Source organism: Bacillota bacterium (assembly GCA_024655925.1).
In the GTDB taxonomy this organism is placed as follows: Bacteria; Bacillota; DTU025; order DTU025; family JANLFS01; genus JANLFS01.
Genome location: JANLFS010000050.1, coordinates 1 through 22,758, shown reverse-complemented (window position 1 = coordinate 22,758; position 22,758 = coordinate 1). Strand labels below are relative to the sequence as shown.

Sequence of the window (22,758 nt, the reverse complement as noted above, 5' to 3'; positions counted from 1 at the left end):
GCTTCCAGCGTGAGCAGGAAGACTGACTATGTTGTCGCAGGTGAGGACGCCGGGTCCAAGCTCGCCCGGGCGAGGGAGCTCGGCGTTACTGTTCTGTCGGAGAACGAATTCGCCGGACTGGTGAAAAGGGCTGGCCAGACAGTCTAAGGTGGTGGTTGAGATGACCATATCCAGGGAACAGGTGCAACACGTGGCGAACCTCTCGAGGCTGGCGTTTTCCGGCCACGACCTTGAGCGTATCGGGGTTGAACTCTCCAAAATCATCGACTACGTGAACAAGCTTGCGGAACTTGACACGGAAGGTGTGGAGCCCACAGCACACGCCCTTCCGATTGTGAATGTGTTCCGGGAGGATGTTGCCCGCCCGTCTCTTCCACAGGGCGAGGCGCTTGCGAACGCCCCAGACAGGCATGGGGAGTTCTTCAGGGTTCCTCGCATAGTGGACACAGAGGAGGCAGACAGCCAGTGAGACTCTGCGACATGACGATGCACGCACTCCACGACCTGCTCGAGAACGGAGAGGTCTCCTCAGAGGAGATCACCCGGTCGGTGCTGGAGAGGATCGAAGAGACTGAAGGGATGATTCAGTCGTTCCTCAACCTCGCGCCGGAAGAAGAAGCCCTTGCCCGAGCGCGGCAGGCGGATCGAATGATCAGAGACGCCAGGCGGCAAGGGAGCGCCATCAGCCCTGTAGCTGGGATCCCCATAGCCATCAAAGACAACATGTGCACCAGGGGGATTCCCACCACCTGCGGCTCGGCCATACTTTCCGAGTTCGTACCTCCCTACGATGCTACTGTCGTCAAGAGGTTGGTCGATGGCGGCGCGGTGATGATCGGAAAGACCAACATGGACGAGTTCGCCATGGGTTCCTCCACCGAGAACTCCAGGTTCCACCCAACCAGGAACCCATGGGATCCAAGCCGGGTCCCCGGCGGCTCGAGCGGAGGCTCGGCGGCAGCCGTCGCCGCCGGCGAGGCTGTGGCTGCACTTGGCTCTGACACGGGGGGGTCCGTCCGGCAGCCCGCCTCCTTCTGCAGTGTTGTGGGACTCAAGCCCACATACGGCAGGGTCTCCAGGTACGGCCTTGTGGCCTTCGCATCCTCGCTCGATCAGATAGGGCCTCTGACCCGGGATGTCCGGGATTGCGCAATGGTGATGAATGTGATTGCCGGCCCGGACCCAATGGACTCCACATGCGTGTCCGAGCCGGCCCCGGATTACACAGGATTCCTCGACCGAGGCGTGCGTGGGCTCAGGATCGGCCTGCCCCGCGAGTACTTCGGGCCGGGAATGGACCCTGAGGTGCGGTCTTTGGTGGAGGGGGCGGTAAGGGCCCTGGAAGGCCTGGGAGCTGAAGTGATCGATGTGACACTGCCCCATTCGGAATATGCCCTCGCCACCTACTACCTCGTCGCCCCGGCTGAGGCCTCATCGAACCTGGCGCGGTACGACGGGATAAGGTATGGACTGCGCGCAAGAGGGAGTCAGGATGTGGTCAGCCTCATGAAGCGCACCAGAAGCGAGGGATTCGGGCCGGAAGTCAAGCGGCGGATCATGTTGGGCACCTACGCCCTGAGTTCCGGTTACTACGATGCCTACTACCTCAAGGCCCTCAAGGTCAGAACCCTGCTCAGACAGGACCTTGCGAATGCCTTCGAGCGGTGCGACTGCGTGGTGTCTCCGACATCGCCCACTGTCCCATTCAAGCTGGGGGAAAGGGTAGAGGACCCTCTCGCCATGTACCTTTCCGATATCTATACCATAACCGCGAACCTGACTGGCGCCCCGGCGGTCTCTGTGCCCTGCGGGTTCTCATCCGGGCTTCCTTGCGGGATCCACTTCGTCGGCAGACTCTTCGAGGAAGGGACCCTGATCCGGATCGCGCACACTTTGGAAGGGGCGCTTGGCATCGCGGATATGAGGCCTTCCGTGGCCGGAAGGAGGGACGCGTAGTGGCATCAGAGTACGAAACCGTCGTGGGCATCGAGGTCCATGCTGAGCTCTTGACTGAATCCAAGGTGTTCTGCGGGTGTCCGACCCGGTTCGGGGCGGCCCCCAACACCCAGACATGTCCAATCTGTCTCGGGATGCCGGGTGTCCTCCCTGTACTCAACAAGCGGGCGCTGGAGTTCACGATCAGGACCGCACTTGCTCTCAACTGCCAAGTTGCGGAGTTCAGCAAGTTCGACCGGAAGAACTACTTCTACCCGGACTTGCCAAAGAACTACCAAATATCCCAGTACGACCTGCCTATTGGGAGGAACGGGTACCTCGACATCGACGTGGACGGGGAGCAGAAACGTATCCGCATACGCCGTGTCCATCTTGAGGAGGAGACCGGGAAGTCACTTCACGCAGGGGAGGACATAATTGCCGCCACCCACTCGCTGGTGGATTTCAATCGCGCCGGGATTCCCCTCATGGAGATAGTGTCCGAGGCGGACATGCGGTCCGCCGACGAAGCCCGCGCCTATTTGAACAAGCTTCGCTCGGTTCTGCTGGCGATCGGGGTTTCCGACTGCAAGATGGAGGAAGGCTCCATGAGGTGCGAGGCCAATGTCTCAGTCCGGCCTGTGGGAGCGAGCGAGTTTGGCACCCAGACCGAGCTCAAGAATATCGCATCCTTTCGTGCAGTACACAGGGCTATAGAGTTCGAGGCCGCCCGGCAGATAGCGCTCCTCAAATCTGGAGAGCACGTTACCCGCGAGACCAGGCACTGGGACGACGAGCGCGGTGAGACGGTAAGGATGAGGGGCAAGGAGGAAGCCCATGACTACCGGTACTTCCCAGAGCCTGACCTCGTGCCGCTCGAAATCGGGCGGGAGTGGGTCGAGTCCATCCGAGAGTCTATGCCGGAGCTGCCAGACGCGAGGCGCGGGAGATACGTGCGGGAGCTCGGAATCCCCGAGTATGACGCGGGCCTGATAGCAGATTCCCCGGCCATGACCAGGTTCTTCGAGGAGGCCGTTGGCTTGGGCGGTGACGCCCGGGAGATCGCCAAATGGATGCTGGGGGAGCTGTCCGCGGCTTTGAACGCTTCGGGAGGAGACTTCGAGTCTTGCCCGGTTCGCCCTTCCCACCTTGTCGAGACGCTTTCGCTGATCAAGACTGGACGAATCAGCGGGAAGATCGCGAAGTCCGTCCTGGAGGACATCTTCGGCACAGGTAGAAGTCCAGAGGAGATAGTCCGGGAACGAGGACTGGTGCAGATCAGCGATGAAGCACAGCTGGTGGCTGTGGTTGATAAGGTGATCGCGGCCAACCCAGGTCCGGTTTCTGACTTCCGTGGTGGCAAGGAGAAGGCATTGACCTTCCTGGTAGGGCAGGTCATGAAAGAAACCAGAGGACGTGCGAACCCGGAGGCAACCAACAGGATCCTCCGAGAGAGGCTTGCAGAGGGAACCGGAAGGTAACTCGGACTTGGTGACGAAATGAACTATCCGAATCTGGATAATGCCCGGGCGGACATAGGGGGTAGGATTCAATGATAGTCGGCGTTCCCAAGGAGATTAAGGACAACGAAAACCGGATAGCTATTACTCCGGCCGGTGTGGCTGAACTCGTGAAGTTCGGGCACACAGTGATAGTCGAGAAGGGCGGCGGGGTTGGAAGCGGAGTATCGGACGAGGAGTATATCTCAGCGGGGGCCAGGATCGCTCCGACGGCACATGACGTCTTTGCCGAGGCAGAGATGATCATGAAGGTCAAGGAGCCGCTGCCCGCCGAGTATGACTTGTTCCGCGAAGGGCAGATCCTCTTCACGTACCTGCATCTTGCCCCTGAGCCCGAGCTTACCCGCATGCTCATGAGGAAGAAGATCGTCTCCATAGCGTACGAAACCATCCAGCTGGACAACGGGTCCTTGCCTCTCCTCACTCCCATGAGCGAAGTTGCAGGTCGGATGTCCGTCCAGGTTGGTGCGCATTTTCTCGAGAAGGTTCACGGGGGCAGAGGTATGCTCCTAGGTGGAGTGCCCGGTGTGCCCCCGGCCGAGGTTGTCATCATCGGTGGAGGGACGGTCGGGACCAACGCCGCCAAGATGGCGGTGGGCATGGGCGCGCGTGTGACGATACTCGACAAAGCCGCCGACCGCCTGCGTTACCTGGATGACATATTCAGAGGCACTGTGGAGACCTTGATGTCCAACACATACAACATCGCTGAGGCTGTCAAGTCCGCTGATCTCCTGATAGGCGGCGTCCTCATCCCCGGTGCGAAGGCTCCGAGGCTCGTGTCGGAGGACATGGTCAAGACGATGAAACCCGGGTCAGTCATAGTGGACGTCGCGATTGACCAGGGTGGGTGCGTCGAGACGGTTGATCACCCGACCACCCACTCCAACCCGGTGTACGTAAAACACGGGGTTGTCCACTACTCTGTCGCAAACATGCCTGGGGCGGTTGCGCGCACGTCCACTTTCGCCCTGACCAACGCAACGCTGCCGTATGCAGTCCGGATCGCCAGCCAGGGTTATGCCGCTGCGATCCGCGAGGATCGAGCGCTCGCGAAGGGCGTGAATGTGATAAACGGGGTTGTGACATACAAGGCTGTAGCGGAGGCGCACGAGATGGAGTATGTCCCCCTCGAACAGGCCATGGCGTAACCCACGTGAAAAGCCGTTGGCTTCAAGGCTGGACCTCGCATCGCCTCGCGGTGCGGGGTTCAGCCGCGCTTTCCAGCTCATCTGGAGGTGGTCTCTTGGCGAGAGTCAGAGCTCCTCTCGTGCCCGGAGATGTCGTTTCAGTCGAGGTGACCGGGGTTGCCCACGATGGCGCCGGGGTGGGGCGGGCGGACGGACTCGCGGTGTTCGTTCCGGGCACAGTTCCGGGGGACCTGGCACTGGTCCGGGTTTCAGAGGTGCGCAGGACTTTCGCCGTGGCTAAGTTGGTCTCGGTTGAGAGGGCGTCAGAGGTTCGGGTGGACCCCGGGTGTCCCTCTTTCGGCAGGTGCGGCGGATGTCAACTCCGGCACGTGGCTTACCATGCCCAACTCTCGTTCAAGACTCGAAGAGTTCGCGAGGCCTTCCGACGGATCGGGCACATTGCAGATGTCGACGTCGCACCGTGTCTGCCTGCGCCGGTTATCGATGGGTACCGCAATCGCGTCCAGTTCGCACTGGACGAGAAAGCGGACGGGACCAGGGTTGTGGGGTTCAGGCCGGCAGGCACACACCTGGTGGTGGACGTGGACCTATGCGGGCTTGCGATGGGGGAAGTGAATGAGGCCGGCCAGCTTCTCCGCAAGGTCCTGAACAGCCCCGAAGGGTCAGGGATCCGGGTAGGCCCCGAAAGCCTGCACCATGCTGCGGTGAGAGTCTCCTCATGCACCAAAGAAGTGATGGTCATCCTCGTGACTGCCTCTCGGGACTTGTCTGGGTTTGATGCGGTCGCACGGAGCCTCGCACATCTGAAGGCCAGTATCGTCTCTGTGCATGTCGCGGTCTCTCCTGCGCGAAAGGGAGCTAACTGGCTCGGGCGAGCTTCACTCCTCCACGGCCGGGAGACTATCACGGAGTGCGTGAGGGACCGGCGGTTCATCATCTCGGCGGAGTCTTTCTTTCAGGTAAACCTGGCTCAGACGGAGCGGCTGGTCGATACGGTCGAAGCCAGCGCGTCACTCACAGGCACCGAGACCTTGCTCGATGTGTACTGTGGCACGGGACTCATGTCCATCTGCCTTGCGGGGGATTGTGCGCATGTGGTGGGTGTGGAGGCGGTGCAGGAGGCGGTGCGGGACGCGCGGGTGAACGCCCGCGCCAACAGGGTTGGCAACGCCCAGTTCATCGCGGGACGCGCCGAAACGATCCTCGGTGACTTGATGGCCCGTGGCCTCAAGCCCGATGTGGTGGTTCTGGATCCCCCGCGGGCAGGATGCGATAGGGAGGTCCTTGTTGCTACAGCGGAGATGAAGCCGTCCCGCGCGGTGTACGTATCGTGTGATCCCGAGACGCTCGCCAGAGACCTGGGTTTCCTGAACGAGCTGGGGTATCGGACGAGGTCCGTGCAGCCGTTGGACATGTTCCCGAACACCTCCCACGTGGAGGCGGTTGCCCTGATTACCCCGGATCCCCGATGAGGACGAACGGCGCCCAGTAGTACGGGTGGGAAAGCTCCTCTTTCACTGAGAGCTCCGCGCTGCGCAGGGACTTCCCCACAGGGAGGCCTGCTCGAACCCCTTCATAGAACCTCCCCACAAGCATGCTCGCGGACTCATCATTCACCTTCCACAGACTCACCACGAGAGAGGATACTCCCGCCTGGAAAAACCCGCGCACGAACCCGAGATGTTCGTCGCCGGAGAGGACTCTCGCTCTGCCTGAGTCGCAGGCGGATAGAGTGACGAGGGACGCGGAGAGCGCAAGCCCCATCACGTCCGACGCAGTGATGTCCGAATCGTGGAGTGCTATTCCGGAGAACATTGGGTTGTCGCCCCGGAAAGCCCCGTGCCCTGCCAGATGGATAACGTCGAAGCTGCCGCACGAGTTGAGAACTCGCTCTCTCGTCGCTTCTTCCCCAGAGAGCACGAGGGAGGCTTCGCCGAAACACTTCGCCACTGCTTCACATTCCGCCTGAACGAACGGAAGGTCATCCCCAGGTACACCCACTACCAGGCAGCTTCTCATTGCTCGTTTCTCGGAAGCCATGCACGAACTCAGAATCCGCCCGCTTGGACCGTAGCAGACCTCGTAAGAGTCAGCAAGGTAGCGGCTGCCGTCGAAGAGGGCGTGGAAAGGGAGATAGTGGAGAGGGCCATGAGGGACGATGAACAGCCGGCTCACCCCAGGAAGCCTGCACCGGAGAGGGGCGAAGAGCGTCTCGTACAGGCATCGCGAGTGCTCCTGAAACGAAGAGACAAGCTGGCTCAGGTTCCGGCGGATGAAGTCGGGGGTGGATGTCTCCATGATCCACATGTCGTGCGAGACCCACGCCGCTGCCTGGGCCAGACTCCGGGCGGCGGTCGGGTCGTCGTGAACGAACAGATCGTCCGCGGTGAGGGCGAACACGATCACTCTGTCGCCGGATACCCAGTATTCGATCAAGGCTCCGTCCGCCGTGAGACGCTCGAGGCTCCCCAGACGGATGTCGTGTCCGTGCATGCGTCCGCAGGCCATGAGATCTCGCATCGACTGGGCTTTCGCTCGGTCTACGTAATCCAGGGCGGACCTGATCCGCCCGGTCCTCAAGCAGAGAGAGATCATGGCGTCGTATACCTGCATCTTGTCTGACACGAATCCGGTCTTCAGCCTATCCCTGTCCAGGCCCAGACGGATGCCTTCTATTTCGTCTATCGAAGCTTCGAACTCCCGATATGCCTGCTCGGGAAGGCACCGGGCAAGGACGCAACCGCGCCCGTAGAGAGACGGGAAGATCATGTCTGGGACCTTGTGGCGAATCCCACACTCCAGAGAGGCTTCGTATAGAGAAAGCGCCTCCTCATGCCTACCGAGGTCGAAAAGGGCCCGGGCACGCAATATGTCTACCTGGCGGTAGTAGACTTCCACGCCCTGCGCCTCAAAGACCTCCCGCGCCGCATCCAGAAGCGTCAAGGCTTCCTCAGGCTGACCGAGCTCCAGATGGATCTTCGCCCGGTAATACCGAGCCCACGCGGACTTCGCCCGTACTCCAAGCTCTCTGAACACTGCATCGCTGGATTCGAGGTGTGTCAGGGCGTCTTCGTAGTTCCGCATGCTCATCGACACCAGGCCGATGTTGAGGTCGACAGTTGCGGCTTCCATCCGCATGCCTGCTGCCGCCATAGCCCCTCGCGCCCGTACAAACAAATCGAGGGCTTCTTGGTGGAGGTTGAGCTTCCAGTAGATGAGCGCCATGTTGTTGTCACACGCCGCGGCGTCCTTCACCATCCCCAGGGCATTGAACCTCGAGCGCGCTTGCTCCAACGCTGTCAGTGCAGACTGGTATTCATCCTGGTACCAGAGAACGGTGCCCCGGATCTTGTCTGCCTTGGCCACTGCCGCGTCGTCCCGGGCGTCCAGCGCATTCTGCCTGCATTCGATTGCCAGTGAAAGTGACCGGTCGAAGTCGCCTGAGAACATCAAGGCCTGGGCCTCCCGGAGGCGAGACATGAGGAGGTCGCGTACAAGGCCAAGAGCTCGGAACGCCGTGCCGGCCTTCGAATAGCATTCGAACGCCGAAGAGTAGTCGGTCCTTGCCAAAAAGACATCGCCCAGGCCCATGTCGGCCCGGGCGGCTTGCTCCGCCGATCCAATCGACTGGAAGACTCTCTGGGCGGTCCGGTAGGAGGAGATAGCCTCGTCAAATTGGCTCAGCTGGGAATAGGCTTGTGCAACCACAAGCTGTGCGGCGGCAACGCCGGGTTTGTCCCCTGCAGCCCTGTACTGGGCTTCGAGTTCGGACGCGAGAACCAAGACCTCTCTGGCGCGGCCTTCGGAGAGGAGTCGCTCGAGTTCCTCCTCGCGCGAGTACGTGGCCATTCACCGCCTTGCGTCGCTGGCGACTTCCAGCTCAATCTGTTCCACGGCGAACCGCCCCCGGCAGTCGGCGAGGATAGTGCACACCCCTGCCGGGACGCCTCGGAACTCAAAGCACCCCAGCCTGTCTGCCTGAGTCTCTCTGACCACATGACCTGACTCATTCACAAGTAAGACGGTCACGTCTGTCGCATCCTCACCGGGAAGATCGAAAACCTGTCCCCGGATGCAGTCGCCTTCGACGGCCGCTCGGATGCTGGATCCGTCGGGGGGAGCTCCCTCTCGCGCCCGGGTGGCCTTTGCGGGGATCTTGGTCCAGCTCAGGGCAGCTGAGGGCTCTCCATGCTGCGAGAGGGCACGGCCCGCACGGGGGCCGGATGAGAGTATCGCGTCCGCAACCACTGACTTGGGAGGCTCACGCCATGGAAGTGTTCCCCGGAGCGCGCGCGCAAGACCCAACAGGCGTTCGGTCTCATGGCGGCAAGAGGGGCACTCGGCGAGATGCGCTGTGATCTGTGACGACCGCTTTGGGTCGAGAGCAGCCAAGGCGTAGAATGCGAGAACATTCTCATCTGGGCAGGTCAACTTGAACAACCTCCTTGCTGCGTTTCGGGATCACGGGAGAGGATTCGCCTGAGACGGGCAAGGGTCCTTGCCACCATGACGGAGATGGAGTTCTCCGGCCGGCCTGTGAGCCTGGCAATCTCGGAGTAAGAGAGATCGCGGTAGAAGCGGAGATAAAGGAGACGCCTGGCCTCCGGGGGCAATTCGGCCATGGCGAGCTTGAGGTCGAGGCTCTCGGCGAGCGCCGCGATCTCTTGATCGTACAGCGTCTCCTCGGAGAGCGTATCCGCCCCGTCGGGAAGCGGCGACAGGCTCTCCCGGGCCGTGATAGCCCTGTGAGACCTCATGTAGTCGATGCACACGTTCCGCACAAGCGTGGTGAACCAAGTGCGGAAACTGCTGCGCCCGTCGAACTTGTCGAGATTCAGGTACAGCTTGGTGAAGACTGCCTGAAAAATGTCGTCAGCACTCTCGCCGGCGGACCCAAAAAGGTGGGTGATGATGCAATAGACATAGGGCGCATAGCTCGAGACCAGCTCTTGCCAAGCGAGAGCTTCACCCTCGGCACATTGCGCAATCAGCCCCTCGACATCCTGAGAGCAGGTCCCCATGCCAATCGCCCCCTGTATGGTGGAGTATTCCTTGTCAGAATGGAAACTCCTGCTCAAGGCCGGTTGATGCAATATTCTTTATTACAGTGCGGTGCGCAGTCCACCCAACCCCACACGCATTGAGACGGATGAGAGTGGATGGAGTTCCCACGCGAGGCGGGGCAGGGGGGCAGCTGATGCTAGATGGCACTGGAGAATTGAAAAAGGTCCGGGCTAGGCCCGGACCTCCTCATTCACGGTATTGAACTGGATGGACTCTCCGGTGGGGTCAACATCCGCCCGGATATCTGCTCCTTTCCCGAACCTACCTTTGAGAACCTCGAGGGAGAGTGGGTTCTCGAGGTGCCTCTGGACCGCTCTTTTGAGCGGCCGGGCGCCATACACTGGGTCGAAGCCCGCCTGGGCCAGGAACTGCCGGACCGCTGGGGTCCACGTGATAGAGAACCCACGGTCTCGGACACGGTTCGCCACCATGTTCAGCTGGATATCGACGATCCGCTCGATCTCTGACTGCCCAAGACGGTTGAAGATGATGACCTCGTCGATGCGGTTCAGGAATTCAGGCCGGAAAGCAGCGCGGAGAGTGTCGAGGACAAGCCTTCTCATCTCCTCGTCGTCTCCGCCTCCCAACTCGGTGATGTAGTGGCTCCCCAGGTTGGACGTCATTATTACGACGGTATTGCGGAAATCCACAGTGCGGCCGTGACCGTCGGTGAGCCGGCCGTCATCGAGCAACTGGAGAAGTACGTTCATGACCTCGGAATGGGCCTTTTCGATCTCGTCTAGGAGAACCACTGAGTAGGGCCTACGACGCACGGCCTCCGTGAGTTGCCCACCTTCCTCATACCCTACGTACCCCGGAGGTGCCCCTATCAGCCTCGCAACAGTGTGACGCTCCTGATACTCGGACATGTCTATCCTGATCATCGCCCGCTCATCATCGAACAAGAACTCAGCCAGGGCCTTCGCAAGCTCAGTCTTTCCGACCCCGGTCGGCCCGAGGAAGATGAAAGATCCGATCGGTCGGTTGGGGTCGGAAAGCCCGGACCTCGCCCGCCTGACTGCGTTGGATACCGCCCTGATGGCCTCGTCCTGTCCCACGACTCGCCGTGCGAGCAGGGCATCCATATGGAGCAGTTTCTGGGTCTCACCTTCCAGAAGCTTTGAGACGGGGATTCCCGTCCACTTGGCAACCACTTCGGCGATGTCCTCTTCTTCTACTTCCTCTTTGAGGAAGCGTCGGCCCTTCTGCAAGTCCGAGACGGCCTGGTTGGCCCGTTCGAGTTGTTTCTCGAGGTCCAGCCGGACGCCGTACCGGAGTTCTGCGGCCCGTGCTAGGTCCCCGGCGCGCTCTGCCGCCTGCTCCTCGAGCTTCGTCTGCTCGATTCTCTCCTTGACCGCGCGGATCCGCCCAATGGCGTCCTTCTCCTGCTGCCAGTGGGCTTTCATCGCGTCGGCCTGCTCGCGCAAGGAAGCCAACTCGGAGAGGATCCGGTCAAGACGTTCCCGTGAGGCCTGGTCTTCCTCTTTCTCCATGGCCTGCCGCTCGATCTCCAGCTGCACGATGCGCCTCTGGATTTCATCGATCTCAGCGGGCAGGCTGTCTATCTCGATCCGCAACCGCGACGCCGCCTCGTCCACGAGGTCGATGGCCTTATCAGGCAGGAATCTGTCAGTGATGTACCGGTTGGAAAGCACCGCCGCGGCCACCAGGGCAGAGTCTTTGATGCGCACGCCGTGGTGGACCTCGTACTTCTCTTTCAGCCCCCTCAGGATCGCGATGGTGTCCTCGACGGACGGCTCGGACACCATGATCGGCTGGAACCGCCTCTCGAGCGCAGCGTCCTTTTCGATGTGTTTACGGTATTCGTTTATCGTCGTGGCGCCGACACACCGCAGTTCGCCCCTGGCCAGGGCGGGCTTGAGCATGTTTGACGCGTCGATCGCTCCCTCCGCTGCGCCCGCGCCCACCAGGGTGTGGAGTTCGTCGATGAAGAGGATGATCTGCCCCTGCGCCTCGCTGATTTCTCGAAGGACGGCTTTGAGCCTGTCCTCGAACTCGCCCCGGTACTTGGTGCCTGCTATGAGGGCGCCGAGGTCGAGGGCGACCAGACGCTTGTCGCGCAGCCCTTCCGGAACGTCTTTCGCCACGATGCGCTGGGCGAGCCCTTCCACGATCGCGGTCTTCCCAACGCCAGGTTCCCCTATCAGGACCGGGTTGTTCTTGGTCCTCCTGGACAGGACCTGTATCACCCGGCGCACCTCATCGTCCCGCCCAATCACCGGATCCAGATCACCGCGACGCGCGAGGTCGGTCAAGTCGCGGCTGTACCTTGCGAGCGCCTGGTATTTCTCCTCGGGATTCGGGTCAGTAACCCGGTGCGTCCCACGCACATCCGCAAGTGCGCGGAAGATGGAATCACGAGACACCCCGAGCGAGCGCAGGGCGACCCCGGCCGGACTGTCGTCCGCAGCTAGGGCGAGGAGTATGTGCTCGGTGCTCACATAATCGTCTCGCAGCCTGTCGGCTTCCGCGGTCGCGGCGTCCAAGATGCGCTCGGTGCTCCGCGAGATGTACTGTCCGGGCTCCTGCCCGTACACCTTGGGAACCCGATCCATTTGCGTCTCGATCTCGCGGTCCACTGCGGCAGCTGCAACGCCGAGTTTGCCCAAGATGGGCACGACGATTCCTTCTTTTTGGTCCACGAGGGCGGCTAGAAGGTGGAGAGGCTCAATGTACTGGTGTTGCCGCTCCTCCGCGATAGCCTTCGCCCGTTGTATGGCCTCCTGTGATTTCACAGTCAACCGGTCGAGCCTCAATCGTATCCCTCCTTTAGGTGGAAACACCGCCCTAAGGTCGAGTCCGTGCGAGCTGCCTGAAGAGATCGCGCTCCTGGTCAGTAAGGTTCTTGGGCATTTCCACTGTGACGCGGACCAGGAGGTCACCGCGCCGGCCGCTCTTGAGCACAGGCATGCCCTGGCCCCGGAGTCTCAGGACCTGCCCGTTCTGGGTCTCAGGGGGAATCGTGACGGCCACCCTGCCTCCTCCGGGAGTTGGAACTTGCACTTCCCCGCCTAAGACCGCCCGGGTCAGAGGGACCCTGACCTCAGTTCTGATGTTGTCTCCAGACAGTTCAAACCTCGGATGAGGCCTGACGGCAATCCTGAGGTACAGATCGCCCCTGCCTCGCGAACCCATGGGCCCTTCACCTGCCACCCTGAGTGTCGCGCCTGGGCGGATTCCTGCGGGGATAGTGACGACTATGCGCCGGGTGGAGCCGTCTGAAGGATCTGTTATCTCCAGAGAGCGTTCTCCGCCAAGGTACGCCTCATCGAGGCTGATTTCGAGTTCATGCTCGGCATCGCGAGTCTGAGCCGGCCTTGTGCGGAATACCTCGCTGTCGCCCAGGCCCCCGAAGTCCCCAAAGAACTGCCTGAAGAAGTCGCTGAAGTCCGCGTCGGACAAATCACCGAAGGTGAACGTCGCGCGGCGGTATCCCGTCTGTCCCGGCCTGCGTGGTCCGAACCACGAAGTGTCTGGACCAGCCTTCTGGTAATGTTGCCAGTTGGCCCCCAGGTTATCGTAGCGCGACCGCTTCTCGGGATCGGAGAGCACCTGGTACGCTTCACTTATTTCCTTGAATCTCTCCTCAGCCGCTCGGTCTCCGGGGTTGACATCCGGGTGGTACTTCCGAGCGAGCTTCCGGTAGGCGGCCTTTATCTCTTTTTCAGAGGCGTCCTTCCTGACGCCCAGTATCTTGTAGTAGTCTCTGAATTCCATTCGGCACCCCCGGGCCAGGCCGGGTGGTTAGTCTTTGTTCGGCCTGGCGACACGAGCAAGTGTTGGCCGCAGGAGTTCGCCCTCGTAGGTATAACCACGGAGCAACTCGTCCACCACGGTCTCCACAGTGACTGCGGGGTCGTCGCACGCCGCAACCGCCTCGTGCAGGCACGGATCGAAAGGCTTGCCCACGGCTTCGATAGGCTCTACACCTTCGGCGGCCAGCGCTGCCATCAGCTTCCTGAGAGTTATCTGTATACCCTCAACCAGCGCTGCGCGGTCGGCCTGCGCCGCGATGGCGCGCTCGAAGTCGTCGACCACCGCAAGGATCCTCAAGATGAGGTCCTTCTTGCCCGCGCGAATGCTGGCGGCGAGGTGCCGTTCCGTTCGGCGCTGGTAGTTTTCGAAGTCGGCGCGCGCCCTGAGGTAGAGGTCCCAATTCTCGTTGGCCTTCGCCTCAGCCTGGCTAAGCCTCTCAGCCACACTGGGCCCTTGTTCCTCCGGAGAACTGGGGGCATCGGGGCTCTGTTTCCCGCCTTCCACTTCAGGCGGCGTTTTCTGCGTCGGTTCCTCCCGGAGGGCCTCATTGTGTTGCTCCTCCTCCGGGCGGTTGCGCTCATCGGTCATCACAAGAACACCACCACTCATGTAATGTGTTCGCTTCCGAACGACTTCTGGGTGCAGGTGAGGCGGGGGCGGGACACCCCGCCCCCGCCCCAGGCCACGCATGCGGACAACTCTAGTCCTGGACTTCGACCTTGATCTGTTTGGGCTTGATGTCTTCGGCCTTGGGAAGGTGAATCTCGAGAACCCCAGCCTTGTAGGTCGCCCGGACCCGGTCCCCCGCGATGGGGGCCGTGAGGTTCAGGGTGCGATAGAAACTCCCGGTGCGCCTCTCGACTCGCAAGTAGTTGCGGCCCTTCTCCTCTTTCTCCTCGGTGCGCTTGCCTCTGATGGTCAGCTGATCCTCGACCATGGTGATGTCGATGTCCTCAAGCCGCATCCCGGGGAGTTCAGCCCTGACAACGAATTCCTCGGGAGTCTCGATGATATCCACTGGGACCAGCCAGTTCCCGCCGGCGAGATCCCCCCTTCGCTCACCCGGAGCTCGGGTGAGGCTCTCCTCGAACAATCTGTTCACTGCCCCTCTGAGTTCGGCCAGGTCACGCCAAGGATCCCAGTTCATGAGGGTCATTGTTCACACCTCCGTTCGAATTGATGGCGTATTGACCTCACTTATTGTCCCCATCCACCGTCTTGAAGTCTGCGTCTATGACTTCCTCGTCATTCCCCGCGCCTTGCTCCTTCGCCGCTCTGGGTTCATGCCCGGCATCTGCGCCTGCGGATCTCTTGTACAGCTCCTCAGACATCCGGTAGGAAGCTTGCCTAAGTTCGTCCATGAACCGGGCGAGCGAGGCCGTGTCATTCTCCTTAATAGCTTTCTTGAGCTTCTCGAGTTCAGCTTCGACCTTTGATCGATCCTCCGGGCTGATCTTGTCGCTCATGTCGCGGAGGGTCTTCTCGGTCTGGTAGACCAGGGTGTCTGCCTGGTTTCTCAGCTCGACTTCCTCACGGCGCTTCTTGTCTTCTGCTGCGTATCTCTCAGCATCCCGAACTAGCCGGTCGACTTCGTCCTTGGTCAGCTGAGTGGACGCCGTTATGGTGATCCTCTGCTCCTTGCCTGTTCCAAGATCCTTGGCCGTCACGTTCACGATGCCGTTCGCGTCGATGTCGAAGGTGACCTCGATCTGCGGCACACCTCTCGGCGCCGGTGGGATGCCCTGGAGCTGGAACCGACCCAGGGTGCGGTTGTCCCTGGCAAATTCGCGCTCACCCTGAAGAACATGGATCTCCACTGCGGACTGCCCATCCTCGGCCGTCGTGAATATCTGGCTCTTCCTGGTCGGGATCGTGGTGTTGCGCTCTATGAGCCTGGTGGTTACGCCACCCAAGGTCTCGATGCCCAACGACAGCGGGGTGACGTCGAGTAGCACCACATCCTTGACCTCGCCAGCGAGAACGCCTGCCTGGATCGCCGCTCCAACAGCCACGACTTCATCGGGGTTCACACCACGGTGCGGTTCCTTGCCCGTGAGCTTGCGAACGAGTTCCTGTATCACCGGCATCCGGGTGGCTCCGCCCACCAGGATGACCTCGTCCAGATCATCCGCGGACAACTTGGCATCGGCCAGGGCCTGCCTGAATGGTTTCATGCACCGCTCGGTGAGGTCAGCTGTGAGCTCCTCGAATTTCGCACGGGTGAGTCTGGTTTCCAGGTGTTTGGGACCAGTCTGGTCTGCCGTGATGAACGGCAGGCTGATTGAGGTCTCCACAACCTGGGAAAGCTCGATCTTGGCTTTCTCGGCCGCCTCGATCAGACGCTGTAGTGCCTGGCGATCCCGTCGCAGATCGATGCCCTGCTCCCGCTGAAATTCGTCCGCGATGTACTGGACTATCCTCTGGTCGTAGTCATCTCCGCCCAGGTGAGTGTCACCGGAAGTGGACTTGACCTCGAAGACTCCGTCTCCGACCTCGAGAATCGAAACGTCGAACGTGCCTCCTCCCAGGTCCCAGACAAGGATCGTCTCATTTGTCTTCTTGTCGAGCCCGTAGGCGAGTGCCGCCGCTGTAGGTTCGTTTATTATCCTCAAAACCTCAAGGCCGGCGATGCGCCCGGCGTCCTTGGTCGCCTGCCTCTGAGAGTCGTTGAAGTAGGCAGGCACTGTGATGACGGCTTTGGTGACCGGCTCACCAAGGTACTTCTCAGCGTCAGCTTTCATCTTCTGCAGGATCATGGCCGAGATCTCCTCGGGCGGGTAATCCTTGCCCGTGGCAGGCACCTCCACCCTGGCCTCGTAGTTCGATCCAGCCTTGACACGGTAGGGGACGCGCCCACGCTCCTCCTCCACCTCGTCGAACCGGCGCCCCATGAACCGCTTTATCGAAAAGACGGTGTTCTCGGGGTTGAGCACGGCCTGCCTTCGGGCCAACTGCCCCACCAACCGCTCGCCTGCCTTGGTGAATCCGACCACTGACGGCGTGAGCCTCGAGCCCTCGGCGTTGACGATAACGGTCGGCTTGCCGCCTTCCATCACCGCGATCACGGAGTTGGTAGTGCCAAGGTCAATCCCCACAACTTTGCCCATGAAGCTTTTCTCCCTTCCAAATTCGTCGCGCTCTCGGCATAGTTGATCAGCGGCAGAAACGCCTGATCAGTCCTCGCCCGTCTCGGGGTCGCGAGAGGCGTCTCGCGCGGTACGAGATTGCATACGGCTGTACCTGATGGATACATTCCCGTCACGTGATTCCATGTCCAGGATCATCTTGACCCCGGCGAGATTCACCCCTTCCTCCCGGACGAGAAAGCAGATTCTCTTGAGGCGGAGCAGGTCGTTCTCAGAGTAGAGGCGTATGTTGGCCTCGGTCCGTGCGGGCTGTAGGAGCCCTTCACGTTCGAGGATCCTGAGCATTTGCGCCTTGACCCCGAGAAGACGAGCGGCCACGCTGATGGTGTAGACAGGTTCATCGGGACCGTGAAGCTTCAAGCTCTGCTCACCTCGAGATCGCGTTCTCCGGTACTCAGTATAGATCTGCTGCGATGGATCTGTCAATAATATTATGCGTTGAAATATAAAAAAGTTATATCCTTGAGGTAACATGGTTGCGCGGCCGTCGTCAATATTCTATCCCTCCACGTTCCGGCCACACCATGAAAGAAAAAGGAGAACCGGGGCACACACGGGTGCCCCGGTCAAAGATGAGTTGATGATGGGGAGAATGTCACAGGCTTAGCGACAGCCCGAACTCGCCGGGCAGTGTCCATTCGAGGCTCACTCCGCCGTCCAGTTCGTAGCTGAGCTTGGACACGGTCTTGTGCCCCTCTGGAGAGAGGATCGCGAGTACACTCAGAGATAGGCGATCAAGAAAGAGCTCAACGCGTGCGGTGCCGATTGGATTGACTCCGGACTCGCCTCCCTCGATCCCCAATCCCGTCCACACTCGCATGTTGAAACTGGTGTACAGATCATACTCGACAAAGGCCTCCCAATCCCCGGGCAGCCCAGTTGCGTTGGCGCGGAACCGGCGGGCAGGAGAGTAGGTGACTTCAGGCACCGCGCGCGGCCCGTCAGTCGTGAGGCCGGCGCGTAGCCGGATGGAGTGTTTCTCCCGGTTCGGCGATCCGTCTGCCCTCGGGTCTATCTCCAGCACCTCACGGTAAAGCGTGTGCAGCCACATGGGGTCTGGCACTTCCCGGCCGTCGAGGTCCGGGCCTTTGAGGAGCACCGGCACCATCAAGTCCGTGTCCGCCATGCCGCAATGAGTGCCCTCCAGGCCGGCGGTGGTCTTCAGCCCTTTCGGGGGGTTCACTACCACCACAACGTCACCGGCCTGAGGGTTCGACATATACCTCAACAAGTTGACTGGAGCGGCAGGGTAGGAGGACTGGTAGGTAAGGTCCAGCCATTCCTGGTCGGAGAGGGCTTCCCCTCGGTACCCGAACAAGCTGTACCCAAACGGGTCTTCCCCCTCGAACCGGTAGGCCACCCCAGAAGCGTGCTTCGTAAAGAAGACCTTGCCTCCCTCGTGCCATCCTGCGATGGTGGATTCGTCCTTCCAATAGAACGCAAAATCCACTTCATCTCTTGCAGCAAGTTCACGGGCCACTTCGCCCGATCGCGCCGGGTCGGCCAAGTACAGGTTGGGGTAGGAGTAGAACTGTATCCCATCACCTGCGACCTCCCAGACTGCGCCGTCGGTGTCGACCCACCGCTCGAAGAAGGACATCCCGTGATCTCCGTACAGTATGAGGTTGACAGGCATACCTTGGAGGCTGGCCATCATCTCGCCTAAGAACCTGTCGAGAAGCCTGACGCTGGCCCTCTGGGGCTCGTCGCCGAACACATGACCCCACGTGTCCGTGGAAAACCAGAACACCTCAACAAAGGCGTATTCCCGGAGAAGCCTCGGCACGTTCAGCACGGCAACCCCGGACAGGTACTCTGTCACAGGCAGACCGTGCATGAATTGACTTCTGGCGTAACGCGGGACGTACGAGTAAAGCTCGCGCGCGGTCTCGAGCCGGCGGGAGCTAGTCTGGGAGGACCGGTCGTAGGTCTCCCACGCGATCGGGTAGGGATCCTCACTTACCCCGCCGTTCTTGAGCCTGGGGTAGATCATCTCCGTCCCCCCGATAAAGAGCGACAGTGCGTTACGGACGACAGTCCCTCCGTCGAAAGCTCGTGCAATGTGCGGAAGCCTGCCGGAATCGAACTCATCGAAGAAGGTGTGGGACGAGACGGCATCGAGGTGAATGATGAGGTACGGAGCGTGGGCCGCGCCCGCGGCGCCTTCCGGCGCCGCCCCGGCCGCGAGAGCATGCCCGGGCAGAGCCGAGAAAACCACTGCGAAGACAAGCGTGAATGTGAGCAAGCGAACGCGCTCGCTTTTCGCGGTTCCATCCATTCGGCATCCTCCTCCCGGGGTACCAAGCCGAGGTTGGCCCATCATACCACGTTGACCACCTTTACCTGGTTCTCCGCGGGATTCGGATCACCTTTGGTGAAATGATGCCACTGCCTGGCCTGGGAGAAAGGCACCATCCATGGTGGGACGTGGTTGCGCGGGGCAGTCCGGGGTTGGACGGCGAAATGCCCTGCCGAGAGGGCAACTAAGGAGGAGTGGTAGAGCCTGAGCATGATACATAGATGCATGGCGATGGCACCCGCAATAATGGCCGGAGATTGGCCCGACCGGCTGCTCAGTACCACTCTCCGCATGCGACGGGGATCACACGGCCGCCCACGCGGACTATGATGCCGCCTCCGGGTGCTCTTTCGGCCTCGAGGTAGAGGCGGGACGGGCGCCCGATCTCCATCCCCTGTTCCACCACGACGCGAATCTCTTCGGACTGTAGGGCATTGTGGTGCACTAGGTAGCCGGCAAGGCAACCATTCCCGCTCCCGGTCGCTGGGTCCTCGAGCACCCCGAGGTCCGGGCAGAACACCCTGACGCTGAGCTGACACTCTGGGTCATGGGTTTCGGTGGTGAAGACCAGCACCTGCTGAGCATCTCTGGAAGCCAGGTGATCCCGGGCGGTGGACCGGGAAGAGATCCACGCTCGCTGCAAAGCCTTGAGACTTCTCAGCGGGACAATGAAGAAGGGCAACCCTGTGGAGACTGCCTGCACAGGGAGGTCGTCCCTCACGTCGCCGGGCTCCAATCCCAGAAGGGACGCGGCCTCGTCGGCGGTCATGGTCTCTCCGAAGGTTGGAGAATTCTGCGTCATGTACAGGCGCGATGTCCCGCCCGAGGTCCGCTCGACGACGCGGATCGGACCGACGGCCAAGTTCAGAACAGTTTCATCCCGCCCAAGACCCATGATCTCCCTGATCACATATGCAGTCCCAAGCGTGGGATGGCCTGCGAATGGGACTTCCTCGGCTGGAGTGAAGATCCTGACAGGAACCCCGCCGTTCGCGTCGGGGCCGCCAGTTACGAACGTGGTCTCCGAGAAATTGATCTCCCTGGCAATCCGCTGCATTTCCGATGCCGAAAGGCCTTCGCCATCCGTGAAGACGGCGAGTTGGTTCCCAGAGAGTGGCGACTCCGCGAAAACATCGACCAGATGAAACACGCGACCCATGGTACTACCCCCTTAAAGTCCTCAGTTCGAGCATATCATGGCTATGGCGTGGGGGCAAAACTGGATTTGGGGAATAGAATGGTACCGGGTCCTGGTTGACCCCGGGCAGCGGAGGCGTATGAACACCAGAATTGTGTAGGCATGTCGCGCGAGATCATGTGAGGGGACTATGTGAGTGAGCCCGTGCCTTGACCGGGATGATGGTCTCGTGTATTCTGTAACCGGATCTGACATGGGCTGAGCCCACTGCTGGCTGCAGGGCTTTGACTCGTGCAGCGCGTCACGATGAGATAAGTATCCGATTGGAGCAGGCGATCTCCCCGGGTGGATCCCGGAGAGATGGGGCTGGGCCCCTTGGGGCAGCAAGTGTCCATCCGGCACTTGCGGGACTGTACGAGAGACGTCCCGCAGGTGCCGTTTCTGTGTCGGCGTATGATTGCTGGATGGGGAGTGTGTTTCGTTGACTGGTGAGACTCTCGACCTCTCGGCGAAAGAGAGGTTCAAGGCGGGCGAGAGGGTGTCGGTCGCGACCATGGTGGGCAACATAGCCCTCGCACTTGCCAAGTTGCTGGCGGGCATAGTGGGCCGCTCCAGGGCGATGGTGGCGGACGCGGTGCATTCGGCCTCGGACATCTTGGCGACTGCAGGGGTTCTTGCAAGCCTGCGCGTGTCGAAGCGTCCGGCGGACTCGGGGCACCCCTACGGCCACGGGAAGGCAGAGTCCGTGGCGGCGAAGCTCGTGGGGATAACCTTGATCGGCGTGGGACTGTCTATCGCGCTCTCTGCTTACCGCACTATCCGGACGGGAGGATACGGGGAGCCGGGGGTCATTGCGCTCTGGGCGGCGGTCATCTCTATCGTCCTCAAAGAGGTCATGTACCAGGTGACAGTGGCCACGGGCAAGCGGATCCGGAGCACCGCGGTTGTCGCCGAGGCCTGGCACCACCGGTCGGACGCCCTCTCGTCCGTCGGATCATTTCTTGGGATCTTAGGCGCCAGGCTCGGATATCCAGTGCTGGACCCCGTCGCTGGTCTCGTGGTTGGCGCGTTTATCGCGTGGATGGGTGTGCGGATCTTTGCGGCCTCCGTGGACGAACTGATGGATGCGCAGGTGGACCCCCAAACGATAGAAGCCGCGACACGGGCGGCTATGTCTGTCCCGGGAGTCGAGGACATCCACTTCATGTCGACCAGACGGTACGGGGGCTATCTTTACGTGGACTTGCGCCTTGGGGTTGCCCCGACTCTGTCCGTGGTGGAAGGCCACGATATATCGGTCCGGGTCGAAAGAGCCATAGCGGAGGCGTGCCGGCACGTGACTGGAGTGATGGTTCACATCGATCCAGAGACCGTGCATTCCGAGGATTCAGAAGGGCATGGTGGGGTCGGCGGCGTTCTTGGGCCGTCGCTGCCAGGGGACGAATCCCTGACCCGGGGGTAGGAGACATGGCTTCGGTGTCGAATCACTCTGCTTGAAGGCATTCAAGAAGCGGCGGAGGCAAGGACATGAAGGTTGTCGCGTTCAACGGGAGCCCGAATCCTCGCGGGAATACCAGACGAGCTCTGGAGATTGTGTTGTCCGGTCTTGCGGATGAGGGAGTAGACGGCGAGATAGTGCAAGTTGGCGGTTCGCTGGTGCACGGCTGCACCGCGTGCCGCCTTTGCTTCAAGGCCAAGAACCGCAGGTGCGCGAAGGACGATGACTGTATGAACGATTTCATCGCAGCCGCGGACGCGGCGGATGGGATAATCATAGGAACCCCTGTGTACTTCTCCAATGTGACATCTGAAACCAAGGCCTTGATAGACCGACTTGGATTCGTGGCGAGGGCCAACGGGTGCATGCTCCGGCACAAAGTGGGGGCACCAGTCATCGCGGTTCGCAGAGCTGGATCCAATTTCGTCTATGCCGCAATCAACTTCTTCTTCGGAATCAATGAGATGGTCATCCCCTGTGCATCCTACTGGAATGCTGCCTTCGGCCTCAGACCGGGGGAGGTCGACGCGGATACCGAAGGCATAGCCACGCTTCAGTCTCTGGCCCGCAACATGTCGTTCGTCCTCAGGAAACTGAACGCGTGACCTGAGCGCCCCCCTATTGAGGTTTCCACACTGGTTCACGCATCGGATCGGCACAAAGAACGTGCTCGGGAAGTGAGGGTTGCCGTGCCCGGATGGACCCCTGGTCTCGAGGGATCTCCGTCAGCCTGTGAACGCCGTGGTGGAGTAGTAGGAGGTCCTGTGCGTGACATGAGAAGAAAGGACCGGGCCATTCCCGATGCCGCCGAGAGCTTCGCCCTATGTTTGGTTGCTGTCGATATAGAGTACATCACTGGAACGGTAAACCTTGATACCGCTCGACGCTGGCCCAGCACTTCCGCAAGGCATGAGAGCTAACTGGAGTGGAGATGTTGGCGGCGATGATCCGGGAGTGACTGGAAGGGATGGTTGGACTTTCGCAAAAGATGTCTTAGCAGGCATTCGAATCAGATAAGTCAGCCGAGGGACTAGTTCCCACACCCAAAGGCAAAAAGAATCCCCGCGCCTCAAGTCGAAATCAATCGACACACCCACCACAGTGGAGGCGCGGGGAAGGATGAACAGGCTTGAGCAGTTGTTCGATTACTCGGCAAAGGTATTCGGTCTGGACGAGTTTCTCGCCAGGTATAAGGATTCGAGGGTGAACCCCGAGCATCGCCCTGGTGCC

Annotated in this window: 19 protein-coding genes and 1 riboswitch; of the genes, 8 read left to right on the top strand and 11 right to left on the bottom strand. The window is 60.8% G+C overall.

Annotated elements, in window-relative coordinates; genetic code table 11:
- The first annotated feature begins 160 nt into the window (after window positions 1-160).
- The 5 genes from gatC (at window position 161) to rlmD (ending at window position 6,078) form a co-directional block, all read left to right on the top strand.
- Entirely contained in the window at window positions 161-469 is a 309-nt protein-coding gene (gene gatC, locus NUW23_09155; GenBank protein MCR4426339.1) for an Asp-tRNA(Asn)/Glu-tRNA(Gln) amidotransferase subunit GatC, read from the top strand.
- Window positions 466-1,956 (top strand): Asp-tRNA(Asn)/Glu-tRNA(Gln) amidotransferase subunit GatA, encoded by a 1,491-nt coding sequence (gene gatA / locus NUW23_09150; GenBank protein MCR4426338.1) that lies wholly within the window; start codon window positions 466-468, stop codon window positions 1,954-1,956. The genes gatC and gatA overlap by 4 nt, the downstream gene beginning before the upstream one ends.
- Window positions 1,956-3,416, top strand: a complete 1,461-nt coding sequence (gatB, locus tag NUW23_09145; protein ID MCR4426337.1) for an Asp-tRNA(Asn)/Glu-tRNA(Gln) amidotransferase subunit GatB — start codon at window positions 1,956-1,958, stop codon at window positions 3,414-3,416. The genes gatA and gatB overlap by 1 nt, the downstream gene beginning before the upstream one ends.
- A 71-nt stretch (window positions 3,417-3,487) precedes the next feature.
- The gene (gene ald, locus NUW23_09140) at window positions 3,488-4,606 is read left to right on the top strand and encodes an alanine dehydrogenase (protein ID MCR4426336.1); all 1,119 of its coding nucleotides are present in this window, start codon (window positions 3,488-3,490) and stop codon (window positions 4,604-4,606) included.
- A gap of 95 nt (window positions 4,607-4,701) precedes the next feature.
- Window positions 4,702-6,078, top strand: a complete 1,377-nt coding sequence (rlmD, locus tag NUW23_09135) for a 23S rRNA (uracil(1939)-C(5))-methyltransferase RlmD (protein ID MCR4426335.1) — start codon at window positions 4,702-4,704, stop codon at window positions 6,076-6,078.
- Here the strand turns inward: rlmD and NUW23_09130 are convergent.
- The 11 genes from NUW23_09130 to NUW23_09080 form a co-directional block, all read right to left on the bottom strand.
- Window positions 6,059-8,455 (bottom strand): CHAT domain-containing protein, encoded by a 2,397-nt coding sequence (locus NUW23_09130; protein MCR4426334.1) that lies wholly within the window; start codon window positions 8,453-8,455, stop codon window positions 6,059-6,061. The two genes, rlmD and NUW23_09130, sit on opposite strands and share 20 nt — an antisense overlap.
- Window positions 8,456-9,037, bottom strand: a complete 582-nt coding sequence (locus NUW23_09125; GenBank protein MCR4426333.1) for a zf-HC2 domain-containing protein — start codon at window positions 9,035-9,037, stop codon at window positions 8,456-8,458.
- On the bottom strand, window positions 9,034-9,627 hold the full coding sequence (locus NUW23_09120; GenBank protein ID MCR4426332.1) for a sigma-70 family RNA polymerase sigma factor: 594 nt from the start codon (window positions 9,625-9,627) through the stop codon (window positions 9,034-9,036). Before NUW23_09120 ends, NUW23_09125 begins: the two co-directional genes overlap by 4 nt.
- A 213-nt stretch (window positions 9,628-9,840) precedes the next feature.
- Complete coding sequence (gene clpB / locus NUW23_09115; GenBank protein MCR4426331.1) at window positions 9,841-12,447, bottom strand: ATP-dependent chaperone ClpB; 2,607 nt, start codon at window positions 12,445-12,447, stop codon at window positions 9,841-9,843.
- 31 nt (window positions 12,448-12,478) lie between these two features.
- On the bottom strand, window positions 12,479-13,408 hold the full coding sequence (locus tag NUW23_09110; GenBank protein ID MCR4426330.1) for a J domain-containing protein: 930 nt from the start codon (window positions 13,406-13,408) through the stop codon (window positions 12,479-12,481).
- Between the two features lie 27 nt (window positions 13,409-13,435).
- On the bottom strand, window positions 13,436-14,056 hold the full coding sequence (locus NUW23_09105) for a nucleotide exchange factor GrpE (GenBank protein ID MCR4426329.1): 621 nt from the start codon (window positions 14,054-14,056) through the stop codon (window positions 13,436-13,438).
- Between the two features lie 91 nt (window positions 14,057-14,147).
- Window positions 14,148-14,603 carry an Hsp20/alpha crystallin family protein gene (locus tag NUW23_09100; protein ID MCR4426328.1) on the bottom strand — a complete coding sequence of 152 codons (456 nt, stop codon included), beginning with the start codon at window positions 14,601-14,603 and terminating at the stop codon, window positions 14,148-14,150.
- A gap of 37 nt (window positions 14,604-14,640) precedes the next feature.
- Window positions 14,641-16,554, bottom strand: a complete 1,914-nt coding sequence (gene dnaK / locus NUW23_09095) for a molecular chaperone DnaK (GenBank protein MCR4426327.1) — start codon at window positions 16,552-16,554, stop codon at window positions 14,641-14,643.
- A 66-nt stretch (window positions 16,555-16,620) separates the two neighbouring features.
- The gene (locus NUW23_09090; GenBank protein ID MCR4426326.1) at window positions 16,621-16,953 is read right to left on the bottom strand and encodes a MerR family transcriptional regulator; all 333 of its coding nucleotides are present in this window, start codon (window positions 16,951-16,953) and stop codon (window positions 16,621-16,623) included.
- A 235-nt stretch (window positions 16,954-17,188) separates the two neighbouring features.
- Complete coding sequence (locus tag NUW23_09085; protein MCR4426325.1) at window positions 17,189-18,871, bottom strand: alkaline phosphatase family protein; 1,683 nt, start codon at window positions 18,869-18,871, stop codon at window positions 17,189-17,191.
- Window positions 18,872-19,166: 295 nt separating this feature from the next.
- Window positions 19,167-20,051 carry a PhzF family phenazine biosynthesis protein gene (locus tag NUW23_09080; GenBank protein ID MCR4426324.1) on the bottom strand — a complete coding sequence of 295 codons (885 nt, stop codon included), beginning with the start codon at window positions 20,049-20,051 and terminating at the stop codon, window positions 19,167-19,169.
- 293 nt (window positions 20,052-20,344) lie between these two features.
- Window positions 20,345-20,445: riboswitch (NiCo riboswitch) on the top strand.
- Window positions 20,446-20,511: 66 nt separating this feature from the next.
- Here NUW23_09080 and NUW23_09075 point away from each other — a divergent pair.
- The 3 genes from NUW23_09075 to NUW23_09065 all read left to right on the top strand — a co-directional run bounded on the left by NUW23_09075 (window position 20,512) and on the right by NUW23_09065 (window position 22,448).
- On the top strand, window positions 20,512-21,492 hold the full coding sequence (locus NUW23_09075) for a cation diffusion facilitator family transporter (GenBank protein MCR4426323.1): 981 nt from the start codon (window positions 20,512-20,514) through the stop codon (window positions 21,490-21,492).
- Between the two features lie 65 nt (window positions 21,493-21,557).
- Window positions 21,558-22,133 carry a flavodoxin family protein gene (locus NUW23_09070; protein ID MCR4426322.1) on the top strand — a complete coding sequence of 192 codons (576 nt, stop codon included), beginning with the start codon at window positions 21,558-21,560 and terminating at the stop codon, window positions 22,131-22,133.
- 168 nt (window positions 22,134-22,301) lie between these two features.
- Window positions 22,302-22,448, top strand: coding sequence for a hypothetical protein (locus NUW23_09065; GenBank protein ID MCR4426321.1), 147 nt, complete (start codon window positions 22,302-22,304; stop codon window positions 22,446-22,448).
- The last annotated feature ends 310 nt before the right edge of the window (window positions 22,449-22,758 follow it).

Excerpts from the sequence above, each read along its gene's own strand:
- NUW23_09120 (MCR4426332.1), bottom strand. The coding sequence starts at position 9,627 with ATGGGGACCTGCTCTCAGGATGTCGAGGGGCTGATTGCGCAATGTGCC.
- NUW23_09065 (MCR4426321.1), top strand. The coding sequence starts at position 22,302 with ATGAGAAGAAAGGACCGGGCCATTCCCGATGCCGCCGAGAGCTTCGCC.
- NUW23_09085 (MCR4426325.1), bottom strand. The coding sequence starts at position 18,871 with ATGGATGGAACCGCGAAAAGCGAGCGCGTTCGCTTGCTCACATTCACG.
- dnaK (MCR4426327.1), bottom strand. The coding sequence starts at position 16,554 with ATGGGCAAAGTTGTGGGGATTGACCTTGGCACTACCAACTCCGTGATC.
- NUW23_09110 (MCR4426330.1), bottom strand. The coding sequence starts at position 13,408 with ATGGAATTCAGAGACTACTACAAGATACTGGGCGTCAGGAAGGACGCC.
- NUW23_09070 (MCR4426322.1), top strand. The coding sequence starts at position 21,558 with ATGAAGGTTGTCGCGTTCAACGGGAGCCCGAATCCTCGCGGGAATACC.
- ald (MCR4426336.1), top strand. The coding sequence starts at position 3,488 with ATGATAGTCGGCGTTCCCAAGGAGATTAAGGACAACGAAAACCGGATA.
- gatC (MCR4426339.1), top strand. The coding sequence starts at position 161 with ATGACCATATCCAGGGAACAGGTGCAACACGTGGCGAACCTCTCGAGG.
- NUW23_09105 (MCR4426329.1), bottom strand. The coding sequence starts at position 14,056 with ATGAGTGGTGGTGTTCTTGTGATGACCGATGAGCGCAACCGCCCGGAG.
- NUW23_09080 (MCR4426324.1), bottom strand. The coding sequence starts at position 20,051 with ATGGGTCGCGTGTTTCATCTGGTCGATGTTTTCGCGGAGTCGCCACTC.
- NUW23_09130 (MCR4426334.1), bottom strand. The coding sequence starts at position 8,455 with ATGGCCACGTACTCGCGCGAGGAGGAACTCGAGCGACTCCTCTCCGAA.
- NUW23_09100 (MCR4426328.1), bottom strand. The coding sequence starts at position 14,603 with ATGACCCTCATGAACTGGGATCCTTGGCGTGACCTGGCCGAACTCAGA.